The organism is Paraburkholderia sp. Ac-20336 (assembly GCF_017105025.1).
Lineage (GTDB): Bacteria > Pseudomonadota > Gammaproteobacteria > Burkholderiales > Burkholderiaceae > Paraburkholderia.
This window is the reverse complement of the sequence record NZ_JAAGPS010000145.1, coordinates 1-17650: the sequence shown is the minus strand read 5'-3', so window position 1 is coordinate 17650 and position 17650 is coordinate 1. Positions and strand designations below refer to the sequence as shown.

Annotated in this window: 15 protein-coding genes and 3 tRNA genes; 8 read left to right on the top strand and 10 right to left on the bottom strand. The window is 62.9% G+C overall.

Annotated features, from left to right (window positions below):
* Together GXB81_RS26875 and pgi are read left to right on the top strand one after the other, a co-directional pair.
* On the top strand, positions 1 to 223 hold a 223-nt coding region (locus GXB81_RS26875; protein ID WP_277396809.1), incomplete at its 5' end, for an NAD(P)H-hydrate dehydratase.
* A gap of 520 nt (positions 224 to 743) precedes the next feature.
* The gene (gene pgi / locus GXB81_RS26870) at positions 744 to 2366 is read left to right on the top strand and encodes a glucose-6-phosphate isomerase (protein ID WP_167038262.1); all 1623 of its coding nucleotides are present in this window, start codon (positions 744 to 746) and stop codon (positions 2364 to 2366) included.
* A 194-nt stretch (positions 2367 to 2560) separates the two neighbouring features.
* On the opposite strand, the gene GXB81_RS26865 is transcribed toward pgi, so the two are convergent.
* Entirely contained in the window at positions 2561 to 3247 is a 687-nt protein-coding gene (locus GXB81_RS26865) for an ABC transporter ATP-binding protein (RefSeq protein ID WP_167038264.1), read from the bottom strand.
* On the opposite strand from GXB81_RS26865, the gene GXB81_RS26860 reads away from it, so the two are divergent.
* The gene (locus tag GXB81_RS26860) at positions 3246 to 3950 is read left to right on the top strand and encodes an arylesterase (RefSeq protein WP_167282885.1); all 705 of its coding nucleotides are present in this window, start codon (positions 3246 to 3248) and stop codon (positions 3948 to 3950) included. The two genes, GXB81_RS26865 and GXB81_RS26860, sit on opposite strands and share 2 nt — an antisense overlap.
* Positions 3951 to 4067: 117 nt before the next feature.
* Positions 4068 to 4409: a hypothetical protein gene (locus tag GXB81_RS26855; RefSeq protein ID WP_167282886.1), complete on the top strand. Its 342-nt coding sequence runs from the start codon at positions 4068 to 4070 to the stop codon at positions 4407 to 4409.
* A gap of 183 nt (positions 4410 to 4592) precedes the next feature.
* On the opposite strand, the gene GXB81_RS26850 is transcribed toward GXB81_RS26855, so the two are convergent.
* The 8 genes from GXB81_RS26850 to tig all read right to left on the bottom strand — a co-directional run bounded on the left by GXB81_RS26850 (position 4593) and on the right by tig (position 13863).
* Positions 4593 to 6527, bottom strand: coding sequence for a SurA N-terminal domain-containing protein (locus GXB81_RS26850; protein ID WP_205990783.1), 1935 nt, complete (start codon positions 6525 to 6527; stop codon positions 4593 to 4595).
* Between the two features lie 86 nt (positions 6528 to 6613).
* Positions 6614 to 6690 (bottom strand) — tRNA-Asp (locus GXB81_RS26845).
* A gap of 57 nt (positions 6691 to 6747) precedes the next feature.
* Positions 6748 to 6823 (bottom strand) — tRNA-Val (locus GXB81_RS26840).
* Between the two features lie 113 nt (positions 6824 to 6936).
* Positions 6937 to 7209 carry an HU family DNA-binding protein gene (locus tag GXB81_RS26835; protein ID WP_167038272.1) on the bottom strand — a complete coding sequence of 91 codons (273 nt, stop codon included), beginning with the start codon at positions 7207 to 7209 and terminating at the stop codon, positions 6937 to 6939.
* 372 nt (positions 7210 to 7581) lie between these two features.
* The gene (gene lon / locus GXB81_RS26830) at positions 7582 to 10002 is read right to left on the bottom strand and encodes an endopeptidase La (RefSeq protein WP_167038274.1); all 2421 of its coding nucleotides are present in this window, start codon (positions 10000 to 10002) and stop codon (positions 7582 to 7584) included.
* A gap of 200 nt (positions 10003 to 10202) precedes the next feature.
* Positions 10203 to 11474 (bottom strand): ATP-dependent Clp protease ATP-binding subunit ClpX, encoded by a 1272-nt coding sequence (clpX, locus tag GXB81_RS26825; protein WP_085481416.1) that lies wholly within the window; start codon positions 11472 to 11474, stop codon positions 10203 to 10205.
* Positions 11475 to 11671: 197 nt separating this feature from the next.
* Entirely contained in the window at positions 11672 to 12325 is a 654-nt protein-coding gene (clpP, locus tag GXB81_RS26820) for an ATP-dependent Clp endopeptidase proteolytic subunit ClpP (RefSeq protein WP_167038277.1), read from the bottom strand.
* A 191-nt stretch (positions 12326 to 12516) separates the two neighbouring features.
* Entirely contained in the window at positions 12517 to 13863 is a 1347-nt protein-coding gene (gene tig, locus GXB81_RS26815) for a trigger factor (RefSeq protein ID WP_167038279.1), read from the bottom strand.
* A gap of 510 nt (positions 13864 to 14373) precedes the next feature.
* On the opposite strand from tig, the gene GXB81_RS26810 reads away from it, so the two are divergent.
* The 3 genes from GXB81_RS26810 to GXB81_RS26800 all read left to right on the top strand — a co-directional run bounded on the left by GXB81_RS26810 (position 14374) and on the right by GXB81_RS26800 (position 16454).
* The gene (locus GXB81_RS26810) at positions 14374 to 15519 is read left to right on the top strand and encodes a glycerate kinase (RefSeq protein WP_205990782.1); all 1146 of its coding nucleotides are present in this window, start codon (positions 14374 to 14376) and stop codon (positions 15517 to 15519) included.
* 63 nt (positions 15520 to 15582) lie between these two features.
* Positions 15583 to 16032, top strand: a complete 450-nt coding sequence (locus GXB81_RS26805; RefSeq protein ID WP_167038283.1) for a MarR family transcriptional regulator — start codon at positions 15583 to 15585, stop codon at positions 16030 to 16032.
* A gap of 134 nt (positions 16033 to 16166) precedes the next feature.
* Positions 16167 to 16454, top strand: a complete 288-nt coding sequence (locus GXB81_RS26800) for a hypothetical protein (protein ID WP_167038285.1) — start codon at positions 16167 to 16169, stop codon at positions 16452 to 16454.
* A gap of 173 nt (positions 16455 to 16627) precedes the next feature.
* Here GXB81_RS26800 and GXB81_RS26795 read toward each other — a convergent pair.
* Positions 16628 to 16714: transfer RNA gene (locus GXB81_RS26795), tRNA-Leu, on the bottom strand.
* 230 nt (positions 16715 to 16944) lie between these two features.
* On the opposite strand from GXB81_RS26795, the gene GXB81_RS26790 reads away from it, so the two are divergent.
* Positions 16945 to 17650, top strand: a 706-nt coding sequence (locus GXB81_RS26790; RefSeq protein ID WP_205990781.1) for a squalene/phytoene synthase family protein, incomplete at its 3' end; no start/stop codon positions are given.

Here is a 17650-nt window from a genome sequence, read left to right as displayed (position 1 = left end):
GTCGGGCGGCACCGGCGACGTGCTCGGCGGCATCATCGGCGCCTTGCTGGCACAGCATCTGCCGCGCTATGAAGCGGCGCTCGCGGGCGTCTATCTGCACGGCCTCGCCGCCGACATGCTGACCGCGCAAGGCCGCGGCCCCGCGGGTCTGACGGCCGGCGAACTCGCGCCGATGGTGCGCGAATTGATCAACCGGTTGTTCTATCCGCCGACGGTTGCGTGATGGGAACATGAGGCGGGCATAAAGCGGGCGTGAATCGGGCATGAAGCGCGAGCGATGTGCGCTTCATGCGGAGATCGTGTGTGCCGGAATTGCGCTGACCGATCGCAAGTCTGTCGCGTCGAGCGCTGGCGACCGGTTTTCGCTTTGAGCCTTCGCTTTGGGCGTTTTCACCCCAGCCTTTACACCAGCGCCCGCACCACTCATCCCAACCTTTGCGTTCGCGCTCAAGGCACTGCAGCCCGTCACGCATCCCCGCTATACTGGCTGTCTGCGCCGTGTGCCGGATCGATCGCGCAGGGTGACGAAATTCAGCGCTCGCATGCATCGCACTTTCGCGAGATTCATGCAATCCACGCAATTCGCGAGCTTGCAAGGCTGACGGGCATTGACCGCACACTGGCCGCCGCCCTCACCCGACGAACCCGGCCGCGCGGCATTGCTCTGACTGCATCGCCGCATCACTCTCGGCCGCGCTTCAGGCGCGCGCCTTTTCCTCGTGCCCCTTGGTTAGACGGACGCTATGACCCAGAACTCGCTCCCCTCCTGGTCCTCGCTGCAGACGCATTACGAGAAGATTCGCGATGCGCATCTGCGCGACTGGTTCGCCCCCGAGAACGATCCCGCCCCCACTCGCGCCGAGCGCTTCACGTTCGGCGGCGGCGGTCTCGCGGCCGATTTCTCGAAACACCGCATCACCGACGAAACCCTGAAGCTGCTCGTGCAGCTCGCGCGCGAAGCCGGCGTCGAAAAGCGCCGCGACGCGATGTTCGCGGGCGAGGCGGTGAACCCGACCGAAGGCCGCGCCGCGCTGCACACCGCCTTGCGCGCCACCGATCCGAACGCGCCGTTCTTCGCCGAGGTACAGGCCGAGCGCGCCAAAATGGCCGCGTTCGCCGAACAGGTGCGCAACGGCCAGTGGACCGGCTATACCGGCAAGCGGATTCGCCACGTCGTGAACATCGGCATCGGCGGCTCGGACCTCGGACCGAAGATGGTCGTGCACGCGCTGCATCATCTCGCGACGCCCGAGATCGACACGCACTTCGTGTCGAACGTCGACGGCGCCGATCTCTACAACGTGATGCAGCAGATCGATCCCGAAGAAACGCTCGCGATCATCGTCTCCAAGACCTTCACGACGCTCGAAACGATGACCAACGCGCGCTCGCTGCGCGACTGGTTCGTCGAGAAAGGCTGCCCGGAAAGCGCGCTCGCAAAGCATTTCGTCGGCGTGTCGGCCAATACGGCGGAAGTGGTCAGGTTCGGCATTGCGAAAGAGAACGTGTTCTCGATGTGGGACTGGGTCGGCGGCCGCTATTCGCTGTGGTCGGCCGTGGGTCTGTCGATCATGATCGCGGTCGGCCCGCGGCAGTTCGACGAACTGCTCGCCGGCGCCAACGAGATGGACCAGCATTTCCGCAGCGCGCCGCTCGAAAAGAACCTGCCGGTGCTGCTCGGCATGATCGGCATCTGGTATCGCAACTTCTTCGGCTCGCAAAGCTATCTCGTTGCGCCGTATTCGGAAGCGCTGCATTTCCTGCCCTCGTATCTGCAGCAGCTCGAAATGGAAAGCAACGGCAAGTCCGCGCGGCTCGACGGCGCGATGGTCGACTATCCGACCTCGGCCGTCACGTGGGGCGAGCCGGGCACGAACGGTCAGCACGCGTTCTTCCAGATGCTGCACCAGGGCCCGACGATCGTGCCGATCGATTTCATCGCGGTGTTGACGCCCGAGCATCCGCTTGCGAGCCATCATCCGAAACTGCTCGCGAACTGCTTCGCGCAGAGCGAAGCGCTGATGCTCGGCCGTACGCTCGACGAAGCGAAGAAGGTGGCCGGCCCGGACAAGCCCGAACTCGCGCCGCACCTCACGTTCCCCGGCAACCGTCCGACCGCGACGCTGCTCGTCGATGCGCTCACCGCGCGCACGCTCGGCGCGTTGATCGCGCTCTACGAGCATAAGGTGCTCGTGCAGGCCTCGGTGTGGAACATCAATCCGTTCGATCAGTGGGGCGTCGAGCTGGGCAAGATTCTCGGCAAGGTCGTCGAGGCCGATCTGGGCGCGGCGAGCGCCGACGTGAAGCAGCATGATTCGTCGACGTCGGCGTTGATCGCACGGGCGCGCGCGGCGTTGAAACGCTGAAGTATCGGGCGTGGATGGCGTGGGGTTCGGTGCGGGTTCGAGTGCGAGTGCGAGTGCGAGTGCGAACATCATGCGCTCGGGCCACGCGCCGCGAAGCGGATACACGTCCTGAAGCGGAATAACAAAGCGGGCTGCTATAGCCCGCTTTGTTTTTGCATCGACCGCCTTCGGGTCCGGTTACGCCGATGCGCGGCTCACGCCAGCCGCCCCGCCTCGATCGTCACCGTCGTGTCGCAACGGCGCGCGAGTTCGATGTCGTGCGTGACGAGCACGAGCGTCGCGCCGTTCGCGCGATTCATCTCGAACATCAGATCGATCACCGCGTGGCCGGTGGCGGCGTCGAGGCTGCCGGTCGGTTCGTCGGCGAACAGGATGGCCGGATGCGTGACGAACGCGCGCGCGAGCGCGACGCGCTGCTGCTCGCCGCCCGACAGGAGCTTCGGATAATGACCGGTACGCTGCCCGAGCCCTACCTGTTCGAGCAGATGACGCGCACGCGCCGCGGCCTCGCGCGTGCCGATGCCGCCTTGCAGTTCGAGCGGCAACGTGACGTTTTCGAGCGCGGTCAGATGCGGCATCAACTGGAATGACTGGAACACGAAACCGACCGAGCCGCTGCGCAGCGCGGCGCGCTCGTCCTCGCTCAATTCGGTGAGTTCGCGGCCAAGCAGCCGAACCGAGCCCGAACTCGCGCTGTCCAATCCCGCGAGCAAGCCGAGCAGCGTAGACTTGCCCGAGCCGGATGCACCGACGATCGCCACGCTGCTGCCGGCGTCGATGGCAAGATCGATGTCGTCGAGAATCGTCAGTTCGCCCGTCGCATCCTTAACCCTCTTGCACAAACCCCGCACTTCAATGACTGGATCAGTTCTGTTTGGCATGGTGAAGCGTAGGTTGAAAGTGCGCGCCATCGCCCCTCGCGCCGCGGCGCTGACTGCGGCATTCGGCGCGACCCTGATGGCTGCCGCCGTGTTTTCGATGTCCTCGCCGGCGCATGCGGCCAATGCGCCGGAACCCGCGAAGCCCGTGATCGTCGTGCTCGGCGACAGCATCTCCGCCGAATACGGCCTGCCTCGCGACACGGGCTGGGTTGCGTTGATGCGCCAGCGGCTCGCCGAAAAGCGCATCGATTATAGCGTTGCCAATGCAAGCATCAGCGGCGACACCACGAGCGGTGGACGGGCGCGCATGCCCGAGCTGATGCTGCGTCTGAAGCCGAGCATCGTGATCGTCGAGCTCGGCGCCAACGACGCCTTGCGCGGCGTGCCGCTCTCCACGACCGCGGACAACCTGCGCACGATCATCGAACAGGCGCAGCAGGGTCACGCGAAGGTCGTGCTGATCGGCATGTACGTCCCACCCAATTACGGCCCCGACTACACGCAGAAGTTCCATGGTCTGTACGGCCAATTGTCGAAGGAGTTTAACGTGCCGCTCGTGCCGTTTTTGCTCGCCGGCATCGCGGACAAACCGGAGATGTTCCAGGCCGACCAGATTCATCCGGCGGTGCAGGCACAGCCCCTGCTACTCAACAACGTGTGGCCCGCTGTCAAGCCACTCCTTCGCACAAGTTCGCCGCACTGAAAACTGCCAACGACTTGTTTCCGGAACTTGGGGAACACGGATCGCCGGAGTCGTCCCGATACTCCCGCAATCCCGTGCGACCCGGCTCGCTTCCCGAGCGACTCCTGAGGAGATAACGTGAAATATCTACCGTTAATCGCTTTGACCGTTGCCCTTTCGGCCTGTGCCGCCCAACCGCCGGCCGGCGTTCAATCCGTCGGCCAAAGCCAGCAGCCGCCCGGCGCCGTCGCCAGCTGCATCGCGCAGAAATGGGCGGACGCTTCGCAACAACAGGTGGTCTCGCAGAACACCCTCGCCAACGACCAGGCCGTGGACGTCTACGTGCCGGGCCAGCAGCCGCCTAACGGCGCGGCCGCGGTGGTGCGTCCGTCGTACAGCGGCAAGGGCACGTGGGTCGGTTTCCGCTCCAATGGCGCGGCCGGCAGCGAGGCCACCGGCGCGATCAGCGGATGTTTGTGAGGTAAGGCTGTGAGGTGACGCTATGAAGCGGGGATGAGGCCGCGCGTTGCGTGACTCACCGTGCATGCTTCCAGCGCTATCGGCCAATGAAAAAGCCCCGCGATTGCGGGGCTTTTTCGTAGGTGCAAAACGCTGCGGGGCGCTTTGCTGTGCTTCGTTTTGCTCTGCCCTGGCGAGCGCCGCTTACTGGTCGCCCGTCTGCGCGCTGCTGTCGAGCGAGCCGTAGTACTTCACCTTCGAGCGCTCGCGCAGCGCCTTCACGAAGGCTTCCGACTGCGACTGCGCGTCGATCTGCGCGATCTGCTGCTGCGCCGCGGCAAGACGCTGCGGATCGGCCGGCGCGGCGGCCACGACCTGGTTGACGCGATAGATCGCATAGCCATCGTCGCCGAGATCGACACCGACGTAGGCCGGCAATTTCTGCGCATCCGCCTTGTAGATTGCACTCAGTGCGGCGGGCGGCACGCCCTGCGAGTCGTTGCGCGACACCTTCAGCGGCGAGGAGAAACCCGCCGTCGTCTTCGACTTCTCGAACTCGGCCAGCTTCGCGGCGCCGTCCTTGTGCGCGGCCTCGTTCGACTGGACCGCGATCACCTTCTGGCGCACCGCATCCTTGACGACATCGAATGCCGGCACCGCGGCGGGCTTGTAGTCGGTGACGTGCGCGGCGATCAGCGTGTTGCCGCCGACGTCGATCGCCTGTGTGTTGTTGTGTGCGGACACCGAATCGCTCGCGAACACGGCTGCGAGGAACTTCGCGTTGTTCAGCGGGCTGTCGGGCGGCAGCTTCGGGTCCGGCTGCGGCGTGACCGTCGCGGTCTGTACCTGCAGCTTGTACTTGTCGGCGGCCGGCTGCAGGCTCTTCGCCTTTTCGTAGACGAGCGACGTGAAGCCTTCCGAGTTATCGGTGAACGCCTTGGCCGCCAGTTGCGTCTTCAGCTCGCCGGCGATCTGGTCCTTCACTTCGTCGAACGGCTTCGTGACCGCCGGCTTCACGTCCGTCACCTTGACGATGTGGAAACCGAAATCGGTCTGCACGATGCCGCTGATCTCGTCTTTCTTCAGCGCGAACACCGCATCGTCGAACGCCTGGCCACCCGCGATCATGCCGCGGCCGAAGTAGCCGAGATCGCCGCCCTTCGCTGCCGAGCCCGGGTCCTGCGAGTTCTGTTGGGCGATCTGCGCGAACTGGTCCGGATGCGCCTTGACTTGCGCGAGCAACTCTTCGGCCTTCTGCTTCGCCTTGGCCTTGTCGGCCGCGCTCGCGTCTTTCGGCGCCGCGATCAGGATATGGCTCGCACGCACTTCGCCTTCGGTGCGGAAGTGCGCGATGTTGTCGTCGTAGTATTTCTTCAGGTCCGCGTCGCTCGGTTGTGCCGATGCGCTGAGCGCGGCCGGCGACATCACGATGTACTGGATCGTCGAGGTGGCCGGCGTCGCGAAATCGTTACGATGCGCGTCGTAATACGCCTGCAGTTGCGCGTCGGTCGGCTGGATCTGCGCGGCATAGTCACGCGGATGGAACGCGATGCCCTGCACTTCACGCTGCTGCTCGGCCAGCTCGGTCAGATGCTGCGCGAGCGTCTTCGAGGTGAACGAGCTTGCCTGAATGCTCGCGGGCAGCTGCTGCATCGACAGGCTGTAGCGCACGCGCTCGTCGTACTGGTCGGGCGTCATGCCCTGCATCGCGAGCAGTTGCTTGTAGCGGTCGAGGTCGATCGAGCCGTCGGGATTCTTCAGCGACGAAATCACCGGGTCGGCCAGCAACGCGCGGCGCACGGCTTCATCCGATGCGGTCAGGTGCAGGCGCTGCGTTTCGTCGGCTAGCACGCGCTGCTCGATCATGCCGTCGAGCATCTCGCGACGGCGCTCCGGCGTATCGAACGCCTTCATGTCGAACTGCGCGCCGAGCATCTGACGCGCGCGGTCGAGCTGCTGACGCATCGCGTCGTCGTACTCCACGCGAGTGATCTTGTGACCGTTGACGCTTGCGACGTTCGTGCTCTCGTCAAAGAAGCCGCGGAAGCCCTGAATACCCACAAAACCCAGCCCCGGCAGAATGACGAGGACGAGCATGAACATCATCAGGCGTTGGTGGTTGCGGAAGAAATCGAGCATGCGTGAGGGGTGCCAAAAACAGAACGCCCGATCTTACAACAGCGGGCAATAAAAAAGGCGAACCGGAGTTCGCCTTTCGTGGATACTGGCGGAGTGGACGGGACTCGAACCCGCGACCCCCGGCGTGACAGGCCGGTATTCTAACCGACTGAACTACCACTCCTTATACTGCGCTTTTGCTGCATTCGCTGCCTGAAATACGGCTGCCGAATCATGAAACTGGTGGGTGCTGAGAGGCTCGAACTCCCGACCTACGCCTTGTAAGGGCGCCGCTCTACCAACTGAGCTAAGCACCCGTTTCGTGATTCAGTGCTTCATTCCTTGCTGCCGATGTTATGCCGATTTACGCGCCCGATCCGCGATCCGATCAAGCAACCTATTTCAGGTGATTCCTCAAGCAGCAAGCCCGTTAGTTTAGCGCATCCTTCAGCGCTTTGCCAGGCCTAAATTTGGGAACTTTCGCGGCCTTGATGTTGATCTCGGCGCCAGTGCGCGGATTCCGACCGGTGCGCGCAATACGCCTGCCGACTGCGAACGTGCCAAAACCGACCAGCGTCACCGAATCGCCCTTCTTCAACGTACCTTTGACGCCGGTAATCACGGCATCGAGTGCACGGCCTGCCGCAGCTTTCGAAATATCGGCCTGCTGCGCAATGTGATCGATCAATTCCGTCTTGTTCATTCCTGTCCCCCGAGAATGTGTATGGAATCGTGATGGCGCTTTCCAGCGCCTGCTTCACGCGACCGGCGGCAATGCCTGGCCGGCTCATTAGAATTAGCCGAAACCCTCGTGTCAAGCGGGGTTGAGCCGGATGAGCGCTGTTTGGGAAGGGCTTTTCGATCAGCCGATATTGCGACGGCTGGTTCGATGGCGTGCGTGTTTGCGATGAATCGCTGTTCGCGCTTTCAGCGTCTCTTTGAGGTGAGCGTGCAAGACACTCACGGGACTTTATGAACTTCGCGCAGGCAATAAAAAACCCGCGGCCGTAACCGCGGGTTTTTTGCTTCAGCCGAGCACTTCGCAACCGAATGCTTTAGCGCGTTCTCGCGAGCGTCAGTGCTTCACGACTTCCGTTGCGGAATCCTTGCCTGGCTCGGCGGCGACAGGCGCTGCCGGCTTCGGCTCTTCTTCTGGCAACGGTTGCGGCACACGTTCGAGCGCCAGTTCGAGCACCTTGTCAATCCAGCGGACCGGCACGATTTCGATCGCGTTCTTCACGTTGTCCGGAATCTCGGTCAAGTCCTTGACGTTCTCCTCCGGAATCAGCACGAGCTTGATGCCGCCGCGATGCGCCGCGAGCAGCTTCTCCTTCAGGCCGCCGATCGGCAGAACTTCGCCACGCAACGTGATTTCACCCGTCATCGCGACATCGGCACGCACCGGAATACCGGTCAGCACCGACACCAGCGCGGTCGTCATCGCGATACCGGCCGAAGGACCATCTTTCGGCGTCGCGCCTTCCGGCACGTGGATGTGAATGTCCTGCTTCTCGAACGCTTCGTCCTTGATGCCAAGACGACGCGAACGCGAACGCACGACCGAGCGCGCCGCTTCGACGGATTCCTTCATCACGTCGCCGAGCGAACCCGTGCGGATCACATTGCCCTTGCCCGGCATCACTGCGGCTTCGATGGTCAGCAGATCGCCGCCCACTTCCGTCCACGCGAGACCCGTGACCTGGCCCACCTGATTTTCCTTCGCGGCCAGACCGAAGTCGTACTTGCGCACGCCGAGGAAGGTGTCGAGGTTACTGCCGTCGACCTTCACCGCGCCTTCGGCCTTCTTCAGCAGAAGCATCTTCACGACCTTGCGGCAGATCTTCGACACTTCACGCTCGAGCGAACGCACGCCCGCTTCACGCGTGTAGTAGCGAATGATGTCGCGGATCGCGGTTTCCGTCACTTCGATCTCCCCATCCTTGAGACCGTTGTTCTTCTTCTGCTTCGGCAACAGGTAACGCTGCGCGATGCTGACTTTCTCGTCTTCCGTATAACCCGACAGACGGATCACTTCCATCCGGTCGAGCAGCGGCGGCGGAATGTTCAGCGAGTTCGACGTCGCCACGAACATCACGTCCGACAGATCGAAGTCGACCTCGACGTAGTGATCGGCGAACGTGTGGTTCTGTTCCGGATCGAGCACTTCGAGCAGCGCCGACGACGGATCGCCGCGGAAATCCTGGCCCATCTTGTCGACTTCGTCGAGCAGGAAGAGCGGATTGCGCACGCCGACCTTGGTCAGGCTCTGCAGGATCTTGCCCGGCATCGAGCCGATGTACGTACGACGATGGCCACGAATCTCGGCTTCGTCACGCACGCCGCCCAACGCCATGCGCACGAACTTGCGGTTCGTCGCGCGCGCGATCGACTGGCCGAGCGAAGTCTTGCCCACGCCCGGGGGCCCGACGAGGCACAGGATCGGCGCCTTGACCTTGTCGACACGTTGCTGGACCGCGAGATATTCGAGAATGCGTTCCTTCACCTTCTCGAGACCGAAGTGGTCTTCGTCGAGCACGCGTTCTGCATTCGAGAGGTCGTTGTTGACCTTGCTCTTCTTGCGCCACGGCAAGCCGATCAGCGTGTCGATATAGTTGCGCACGACGGTCGCTTCCGCCGACATCGGCGACATCAGCTTGAGCTTCTTCAGCTCGGCGTCGGCCTTCTTCTTCGCTTCCTTCGGCATGCGCGCGGCCGTGATGCGTTTCTCGAGTTCTTCGAGGTCCGCACCTTCCTCGCCTTCGCCGAGTTCCTTCTGGATCGCCTTGACCTGTTCGTTCAGGTAGTACTCGCGCTGGCTCTTCTCCATCTGACGCTTCACGCGCCCGCGGATGCGCTTTTCGACCTGCAGGATGTCGATCTCGGCTTCGAGTTGCGCGAGCAGATGCTCGAGCCGCTCGATCACCGGGAACATCTCGAGGATGTGCTGCTTCTGGTCGAGCTTGAGCGGCAGATGCGCCGCGATCGTGTCGGCGAGACGCCCGGCCTCGTCGATGCCCGACAGCGAGGTCAGGATCTCCGGCGGGATCTTCTTGTTCAGCTTCACATACTGGTCGAACTGCGACACGATCGCGCGGCGCAGCGCTTCGGTTTCAGCGCTGTCGGCGTGGTCGGGTTCGAGCGGCATGACTTCGCACGAGAATTGCGTTTCCTGCTCTTCGATGGAAAGCGTCTTCGCGCGCTGCAAGCCTTCGACGAGCACCTTCACGGTGCCGTCGGGCAGCTTCAACATCTGCAGGATGTTGGCAACACACCCTACTTCGTACATGTCCTTTTCGGTCGGCTCGTCTTTCGCAGCCGTTTTCTGGGCAACGAGCATGATGTGCTTGCCGCCTTCCATCGCTGCTTCGAGAGCCTTGATCGACTTCGGGCGGCCTACGAAGAGCGGAATCACCATGTGCGGGAAAACGACTACGTCGCGCAGCGGGAGCAGCGGCAGCGTAATGCGTTCCGGCGGGAGGAGTTGGGTTCCTGACATTTCATTTCCCCATGAGTGGAATCAGTTCGTTCGATAGGTGAGGCCAGCAGAAAATATTGCAAGCCTTCGCGTGTGGGAAAAGTTCAGAGACTCCGAAGATTCAATGACTCCATAGTGAAAACAATCAGCCTGACCACACGATAAACGAAAAAGCCGTTCACGTCGCCATGAACGGCCTTTTTGCAGAACTCTAAAGCCGATCAGTTCGAACCCGCGACCTTCGGCGCGTCTTCGTAAATCAGCAGCGGTTTGCCGTCGCCATCGATGACGTTGTCGTCGATGATGACCTTGCTGACGCCTTTCATTTGCGGCAGGTCGTACATCACGTCGAGCAACGCCTGTTCCAGAATGGAGCGCAGACCCCGCGCGCCCGTCTTGCGGCGGATCGCCTTGCGCGCCACGGCCTGCAGCGCGGCGGGCCGGATCTCGAGTTCGACACGCTCCATGTTGAAGAGCTTGTGATACTGCTTGACCAGCGCGTTCTTCGGTTCGACGAGAATTTTCATCAGCGCCGCTTCGTCGAGCTTGCCGAGCGTGGCAACCACCGGCAGACGGCCGATCAGCTCGGGAATCAGACCGAACTTGATCAGGTCTTCCGGTTCCACTTCGCGCAGCACTTCGCCGGCGTCGCGGTCCTGCTTGCTCTTCACGCTGGCGCCGAAGCCGATGCCGGTCTTCTCGGTGCGATCGACAATGACCTTCTCGAGGCCGTCGAACGCGCCGCCGCAGATGAACAGAATGTTCGTCGTGTCGACCTGGATGAAGTCCTGGTTCGGATGCTTACGACCACCTTGCGGCGGCACCGATGCCATCGTGCCTTCGACCAGCTTCAGCAGAGCCTGCTGCACGCCCTCGCCCGACACGTCGCGCGTGATGGACGGGTTGTCGGACTTGCGGCTGATCTTGTCGATTTCGTCGATGTAGACAATGCCGCGCTGCGCCTTGTCCACTTCGTAATTGCAGTTTTGCAGCAGCTTCTGAATGATGTTCTCGACGTCTTCGCCGACGTAGCCGGCCTCCGTCAGCGTGGTTGCGTCGGCAATCACGAACGGGACGTTCAGAAGGCGTGCCAGCGTCTGCGCGAGCAGCGTCTTGCCGGAGCCGGTCGGGCCAATCAGCAAGATGTTGCTCTTCGAGAGTTCGATCTCGTCTTTCTTGTCGAGATGCTTGAGACGCTTGTAGTGGTTGTAGACCGCGACGGCGAGAATCTTCTTCGCGCGCTCCTGGCCGATCACGTATTGATCGAGAATTTCGCGAATTTCCTGCGGAGTCGGCAGGTCGGACTTCGACAAGCCCGCCTCGATTCCCGCACCCGCCGCTTCGTCGCGAATGATCTCGTTGCACAGGTCGATACATTCATCGCAGATGAACACCGACGGGCCAGCAATCAGTTTCTTTACCTCATGCTGGCTCTTGCCGCAAAACGAGCAATACAACAGCTTTTCGCTGTTAGAACCTTTCTTGTCCGCCATAGATGTGTGAGCCTCCGGACACCGGATTACATGATACGCCGTTTGCCCCCGCCTCGCAGTTCGGGCAAGACAGGGCTAGTGAGCAAGATAACGGCGTTTGCCGCAGACGCCCGGACGGATGTGGACCATTTCACAACCGAGCCGATGACGTTTTTGCCCCAATTCTGGACAAAACAGCGGGGCAAAACCGTACCAGATCAAGGACGCTTGTGCGCGACCTGATCGACGAGGCCGTAGGCTTGCGCATCATCGCCGGACATGAAATTGTCGCGATCCGTGTCGCGCGCGATGCGCTCCACGGGTTGACCCGTATGGTGTGCGAGCAGATGATTCAGCCGATCCTTCAAATACAGAATCTCGCGTGCCTGGATTTCGATGTCCGACGCCTGGCCGCGCGCGCCGCCGAGCGGCTGGTGAATCATCACGCGCGAATTCGGCAGCGCAAAGCGCTTACCCTTCGCGCCGGCTGCCAGCAGGAACGCGCCCATGCTCGCCGCGAGCCCCATGCACAGCGTCGACACGTCGGGCTTGATGAATTGCATCGTATCGTAGATCGCCATACCCGCCGACACGGAGCCGCCGGGGCTGTTGATGTAGAACGAGATGTCCTTGTCCGGATTCTCGCTTTCGAGAAACAGCATCTGCGCGACGACGAGATTGGCCGTCTGGTCGTTCACTTCGCCCACGAGGAACACGATGCGTTCCTTCAGCAGACGCGAATAGATATCGTACGAGCGCTCGCCCCGGCCGCTCGTTTCCACGACGATCGGCACCAGACCGAGTGCCTGCGCTTCGAGATCCCGGGACGACTGGGAGGTCAACGTGTCCAGCATTTGGGCGCGAAAGGTCATGCAATGGATCCTTGTCTGGAAATATTCTGGATGTAGATGCTAGACAGGTTGGTGCGACGAGCCCGTATTCAAGTGCACGATCGGTGCGTGCGCGCCGCGCGATCGCATGCGGCACTACGCATCTTCACAGCACAAAAAAACGGCGTGCGGGCCGTCGCTCCGACAGCCGGCACGCCGCGTTGCAGCGACGCTTAAGCTTGCGCCGTTGCGTTTGCCAGTTCTTCGAAGCTCACCACCTTGTCCGTTACCTTGGCCTTGCCGAGGACGAAATCGACGACGTTGGCTTCAACGACGTACGCTTCCATTTCAGCAAGACGTTGCTGGTTGGAATAATACCAGCGGACGACTTCCTTCGGGTCTTCGTAGCTTTTCGCGAATTCGTCGACTTCGGCGCGGATCTGCTCCGGCTTCGCCTGCAGTTCGTTAGCCTTCACGAGTTCGGCCAGCACGAGGCCCAGCTTGACGCGACGCTCTGCCTGCTCCTTGAACATCGCGGCCGGGATCGGCGCGTCCTTCGCGTTCGGCACGCCGCGCTGCTCCAGATCCTGGCGAGCCATCGCCACGAGGCGCTCCTGATCCTGTTCGATCAGCGCGTTCGGCACGTCGAGTTCCGAGATCTTCAGCAGCGCGTCCATCACCTGGTTCTTGACGATGGCTTGCGTGCGACGCTTCGCTTCGCGTTCGAGGTTGTCCTTGATTTCGGTGCGCATCTTGGTCAGATCGCCGTCTTCGATGCCGAGCGACTTCGCGAATTCAGCGTCGACTTCCGGCAGGTGCGCCCACTCGATCTTCTTCATCGTGACCGTGAATTGCGCCGTCTTGCCCGCCACGTCCTTGCCGTGGTAGTCGTCCGGGAACTTCAGGTCGAATTCCTTCGCCTCGCCGACCTTCAGGCCGAGCGCCGCCGTTTCGAACTCCGGCAGCATGCGGCCTTCGCCGAGCACGAATGCGAAGTCTTCGGCGCTGCCGCCCTGGAATGCTTCGCCGTCGAGCTTGCCGACGAAGTCGACCGTCACGCGGTCGCCGTCTTTAGCCGCCGTGTCCGCGCCGCCGTCGCCGTGCTCGCCGGCTTCGCCGCGAGCGTGGAAGTGCACGCGCTGCTTGCGCAGGATGTCCAGCGTGCGGTCGATTTCTTCTTCGCTGATCGTGGTCGTGGTGCGCTCGATTTCAGCCTCGGCGACGTCGCCCAGCTTCACTTCCGGATACACCTCGAAGGTCGCGTCGAACGCGTAGCTGCCTTCCACGGCCTCGGCCTTCGGCGCGAAGCTCGGCTGGCCCGCGACGCGCAGGTTCTCCGTGCGGCTGATGTCGAAGAATTCCTTGCCGACCTTGTCGCTCAGCACTTCGGCTTCCACCTGACCCGAATACTGTTGCGTCACCATTTTGAGCGGCACCTTGCCCGGGCGGAAACCCGGCATGCGCACGTTCTTCGCGAGTTGACGGATACGCGAATCCACTTCCTTCTGCACGGCATCCTTCGGCAGGGAAATCGTCACGCGGCGTTCGAGCTTGCCGAGGTTTTCAACAACGTTTGCCATGGCTTCAATCGTCCTAAAATTATTCGAGCGAATCAGTTATATCTTCTCCGTGCCGCTGCTCGATGTCGCTTCGCGCCGATTGCATCGATCTCGCGCCTGCGCCGCGGGCTGCAGGCCGCCAGCAGCACGGTTGAGTCCAAAGAGCCGAATATTTTAGCAAACTATTTGCGCGCTTAGCCGGGATTCGATGATTGCATCGATTTTTCCCCGCATTCAGGCCGCTTTGTGGGCCATTTCGCGGTGTTTTTCGCCTGCATGGCGCCGTTTTTCGAATGCCCTCCTGATGTCGCCGAGCAAGCCCCTCGTACTCGTGCGCGAGCGCTTGACGAACTTGCGTTCGAGCGCATGCGACTGCCGTGTCTTTCCGGCCGATTCCGCCTATGCCGTTCGACATATTCAGCCGACGCGCCCATGCTGCTAAGCTAACGACCTCGGTTGGGCCTGCCCATCGCCGACTCGCTTCACCCGCCGCGCCATTGCTCACAACGACTCAAATTTTTCAGAGACACCATGCCGAACTCGTCGCCCTCGCCCGTCGTCGTCATCGCTCCCGATTCATTCAAAGGCTCGCTCAGCGCAGAACAGGTCGCGCAGGCGATTGCATCCGGCATCCAGCGCGCGCGCGCCGACGCCAGCGTGCGCATCTGCCCGATGGCCGACGGCGGCGAAGGCACGCTCGACGCCATGCTCGCGAGCGGCGGCGAACGCCGCTCGCTGAGTGTGCGCGGCGCGGCGGGCCCCTTGCGTGAAGCGCTTACGGGCTTGCTCGCGGACGGCAGCGCGATCGTCGAAACGGCCGAGATCGTCGGCATTACGGACCCCGTGGGAATGGGCGTGCCCGTCGAGGCGCGCAGCACCTACGGCATGGGTGAAGCGATTCGCGCGCTGCTCGATGCCGGCGTGCGGCGCTTTTTCGTGGCGCTGGGCGGCAGCAGCACGAACGACGGCGGCGCGGGTCTCCTGACCGGCCTCGGCCTGAAGCTGTTCGACGCGCAGGACAACGAGCTCGAAGGTACGCCCGAACAGCTCGCCCATGTGGCGCGCGTCGACGTTTCGCAACTCGACGCGCGGCTCGCCGACACGAACTTCGTCGGCATGTCGGACGTGGACAATCCGCTGACCGGCGAGCATGGCGCAACCGCCGTCTTCGGCCCACAGAAAGGCGTCAAACCGGAACAGGTCGCACCGATCGACGCCGCGCTCGCGCGTTTTGCCGATCTGCTCGAAGCCGCGCTCGGGCGCACCGCGCGCGATCAGCCGGGCGCGGGCGCGGCCGGCGGCCTGGGCTTCGCACTGCACATGCTCGGCGCGCAGTTCGAGCCCGGCGCGGAAACGGTCGCGCGGCAACTCGGGCTCGATGCCGCGCTCGCGGGCGCCGACTGGCTAATTACGGGCGAAGGCCGCTCGGACGTGCAAACGCTGCACGGCAAGGCGCCCTTCATCGCCTGCGCCCATGCACGTGCCGCGGGTGTGCCCGCCACGCTGCTCTCGGGCGCCGTCGATCCCGCCGCGTTGCCGCGCCTTGCCGAACACTTCAGCGGCTGCTTTTCGCCGGCACCGGGGCCGATCACGCTCGACGTGGCGATTCGCGATGCGGCACGCCTGCTCGCCAACGAAGCTGAACAGCTGACCCGATTGAAATACGGCGTGCGTTGACCCGCGCAACGGCTGCGGCAACAATCACGACGCCACGACCGCTCCACTCACTACGGGACGACCATGAAGGACTCCGTTAAAGCCGGGCTCGAGCAGTTCCTCACGTACCGTCTGCATGTGCTGACCAAACTGGCCGAGCGCGGCATCGGCGAGCGCTATCAGGCGAAGCTCGGCGTGACGCTGCCCGAGGCGCGCGTGATTGCGTCGGTGGGCTCGTTCGGGCCGTTCTCGATCATGGAACTGGCGCGGCACGCCAATCTCGACAAAAGCCAGGCGAGCCGCGCCGCCGAAGCGCTGATCCGCCAGGGGCTCGTGCAACGGCAGCCGAGCGCCGACGACGGCCGCGTCGTGCTGGTGTCGCTCACGCCCGAGGGCCGCGCGCTGTATCGCAAGGTGATGCCGATCGCGCGCAGGTGGAACGGCGATATGTTCGCCTGTCTCGACGACGACGAGAAAGCCGCGTTCGGCACCGCACTCGACAAGGTCATCGATGCGATGCTAGCGCGCGAGTAGCGCTTGCACGACGCGCGGCGAGTGCAAGTGCAAGCGCGGGCATAACGCGCCACCGCGCGACAACCGGCCACGCATGTCAGAATCCGGCCTTGGCCAGCGCGCCTTCATTCGTTTTTTCATCCAGGGAAGTTGCAGTGGACATCAACAAACAGCTCGCGGCACTCACCGCGTCAGAACTCCAGACCGCCGGCGCGAGCCAGGCGACAGCGATCGCGCTCAGCGTCGTGCTGCGTCATCTTCGTTCGCCCGAACTGGCGAAACTGCTGTCGTCGGCATTCGAAAACCATCAGGCAGTCATGCTGCAAACGCCGTGGCCGGATCAGATGCTGCAGGCTTTCGAATCGACGCGCCGTTTCCTCGAAGGTGCCGCTCAGGCGGAGTTGCCAGGCTCGCAGCAGCAGCCGGGAACGCCGGACGCCTGAATCGCGCCTGCAGCGCTCGCTCGGCGCCAGCGGCCACCTGGCACAGCGCCCGCGCCCGCATGCATGCAACCGCGGGCAGAGGCCGTGTGACAAGCCAGGCACAAAAAGCCTGAACGCAAAACAAAAAACCCCGTCGGTCCAAAGACTTGACGGGGTTTTTCGCTACAGATAAATGGTGCGAGGGAGGGGACTCGAACCCCTACACCCTTGCGGGCGTCAGGACCTAAACCTGGTGCGTCTACCAATTTCGCCACCCTCGCAGCCGGGCACGCCGCGATGCGTCTTGCCCGCTTGTCCTGTTCGCTCAAAAGCACGCACAAGGCGCGCCCAAAAGCGTAAGCGCGAGATTTTAACCGATTGATTCGCGCTTGTCTGCCCCTGCCGATATCTGCGCGAGCGGCGCCGATGCTACAATTTTCGGCTCGATGCAAAGGCGCCGCGACATCCGCCAAGCACTCTTCCCGTCAGTCCTTCCTCACACGCCAAGCCAGTGAATTTCGACGAATACTGCCAGCAGAAAGCGGCGCCGCCAGGATCGGGCACCTACTATGCGCTTCGCCAGGCGCGCGCGGCCAGTCAGCCGCTGTTGACGGCGCTCTTCGCATTGCGCCGCGAATTCGAGGAGACGGTCAAGGAAACGAGCGACCCCACCATCGGCCGCACGAAGCTCGCCTGGTGGCAAAACGAAATCGCCGCGCTGGCCGGGGGCTCGCCGTCGCATCCGGTATCGAAGGCGCTGGCTGCGTATCTGCCTGACGTGAAGATGGAATATCCGGCATTGCAGGAACTGCTCGGCGGCTTCGAGATGGACCTCGACCAGGCACGCTATCTCGACTATCCGAATCTGCGGCGCTACGTGCGCGGTGTCGGCGGCAGCTTTGCGGCGCTGGTTTCACGCGCCGCGGCGCCTGCCGCCCACGACGCCGCACCGGATTCGAACTGGGCCGCGCCGCTCGGCGAGGCGCTGATGCTTGCGCAGTTCGTCGCGGAAACGGGCAACGACGCACGCCACGGGCGCATCTACATTCCGATCGACGAGATGCAGCGCTTCAACGTCACCGCAGCCGATCTGATCAACCGCAAATACACCGACGCGTTCACGGAGCTGATGCGCTTCGAAACGAGCCGCGCGCGCGATGCGGTGCAGACCGCGCTCGCCGCGGGTGAAGAGTGTGGATGCAGGGACAGCACTGCTG

What these genes read in the sequence shown, in the direction of transcription:
- GXB81_RS26850 (WP_205990783.1), bottom strand. Translation starts at nt 6,527, where the DNA reads ATGCTCGATTTCTTCCGCAACCACCAACGCCTGATGATGTTCATGCTC.
- clpP (WP_167038277.1), bottom strand. Translation starts at nt 12,325, where the DNA reads ATGACCTTTCGCGCCCAAATGCTGGACACGTTGACCTCCCAGTCGTCC.
- GXB81_RS26865 (WP_167038264.1), bottom strand. Translation starts at nt 3,247, where the DNA reads ATGCCAAACAGAACTGATCCAGTCATTGAAGTGCGGGGTTTGTGCAAG.
- GXB81_RS26860 (WP_167282885.1), top strand. Translation starts at nt 3,246, where the DNA reads ATGGTGAAGCGTAGGTTGAAAGTGCGCGCCATCGCCCCTCGCGCCGCG.
- GXB81_RS26835 (WP_167038272.1), bottom strand. Translation starts at nt 7,209, where the DNA reads ATGAACAAGACGGAATTGATCGATCACATTGCGCAGCAGGCCGATATT.
- tig (WP_167038279.1), bottom strand. Translation starts at nt 13,863, where the DNA reads ATGGCAAACGTTGTTGAAAACCTCGGCAAGCTCGAACGCCGCGTGACG.
- pgi (WP_167038262.1), top strand. Translation starts at nt 744, where the DNA reads ATGACCCAGAACTCGCTCCCCTCCTGGTCCTCGCTGCAGACGCATTAC.
- clpX (WP_085481416.1), bottom strand. Translation starts at nt 11,474, where the DNA reads ATGGCGGACAAGAAAGGTTCTAACAGCGAAAAGCTGTTGTATTGCTCG.
- GXB81_RS26810 (WP_205990782.1), top strand. Translation starts at nt 14,374, where the DNA reads ATGCCGAACTCGTCGCCCTCGCCCGTCGTCGTCATCGCTCCCGATTCA.
- lon (WP_167038274.1), bottom strand. Translation starts at nt 10,002, where the DNA reads ATGTCAGGAACCCAACTCCTCCCGCCGGAACGCATTACGCTGCCGCTG.
- GXB81_RS26805 (WP_167038283.1), top strand. Translation starts at nt 15,583, where the DNA reads ATGAAGGACTCCGTTAAAGCCGGGCTCGAGCAGTTCCTCACGTACCGT.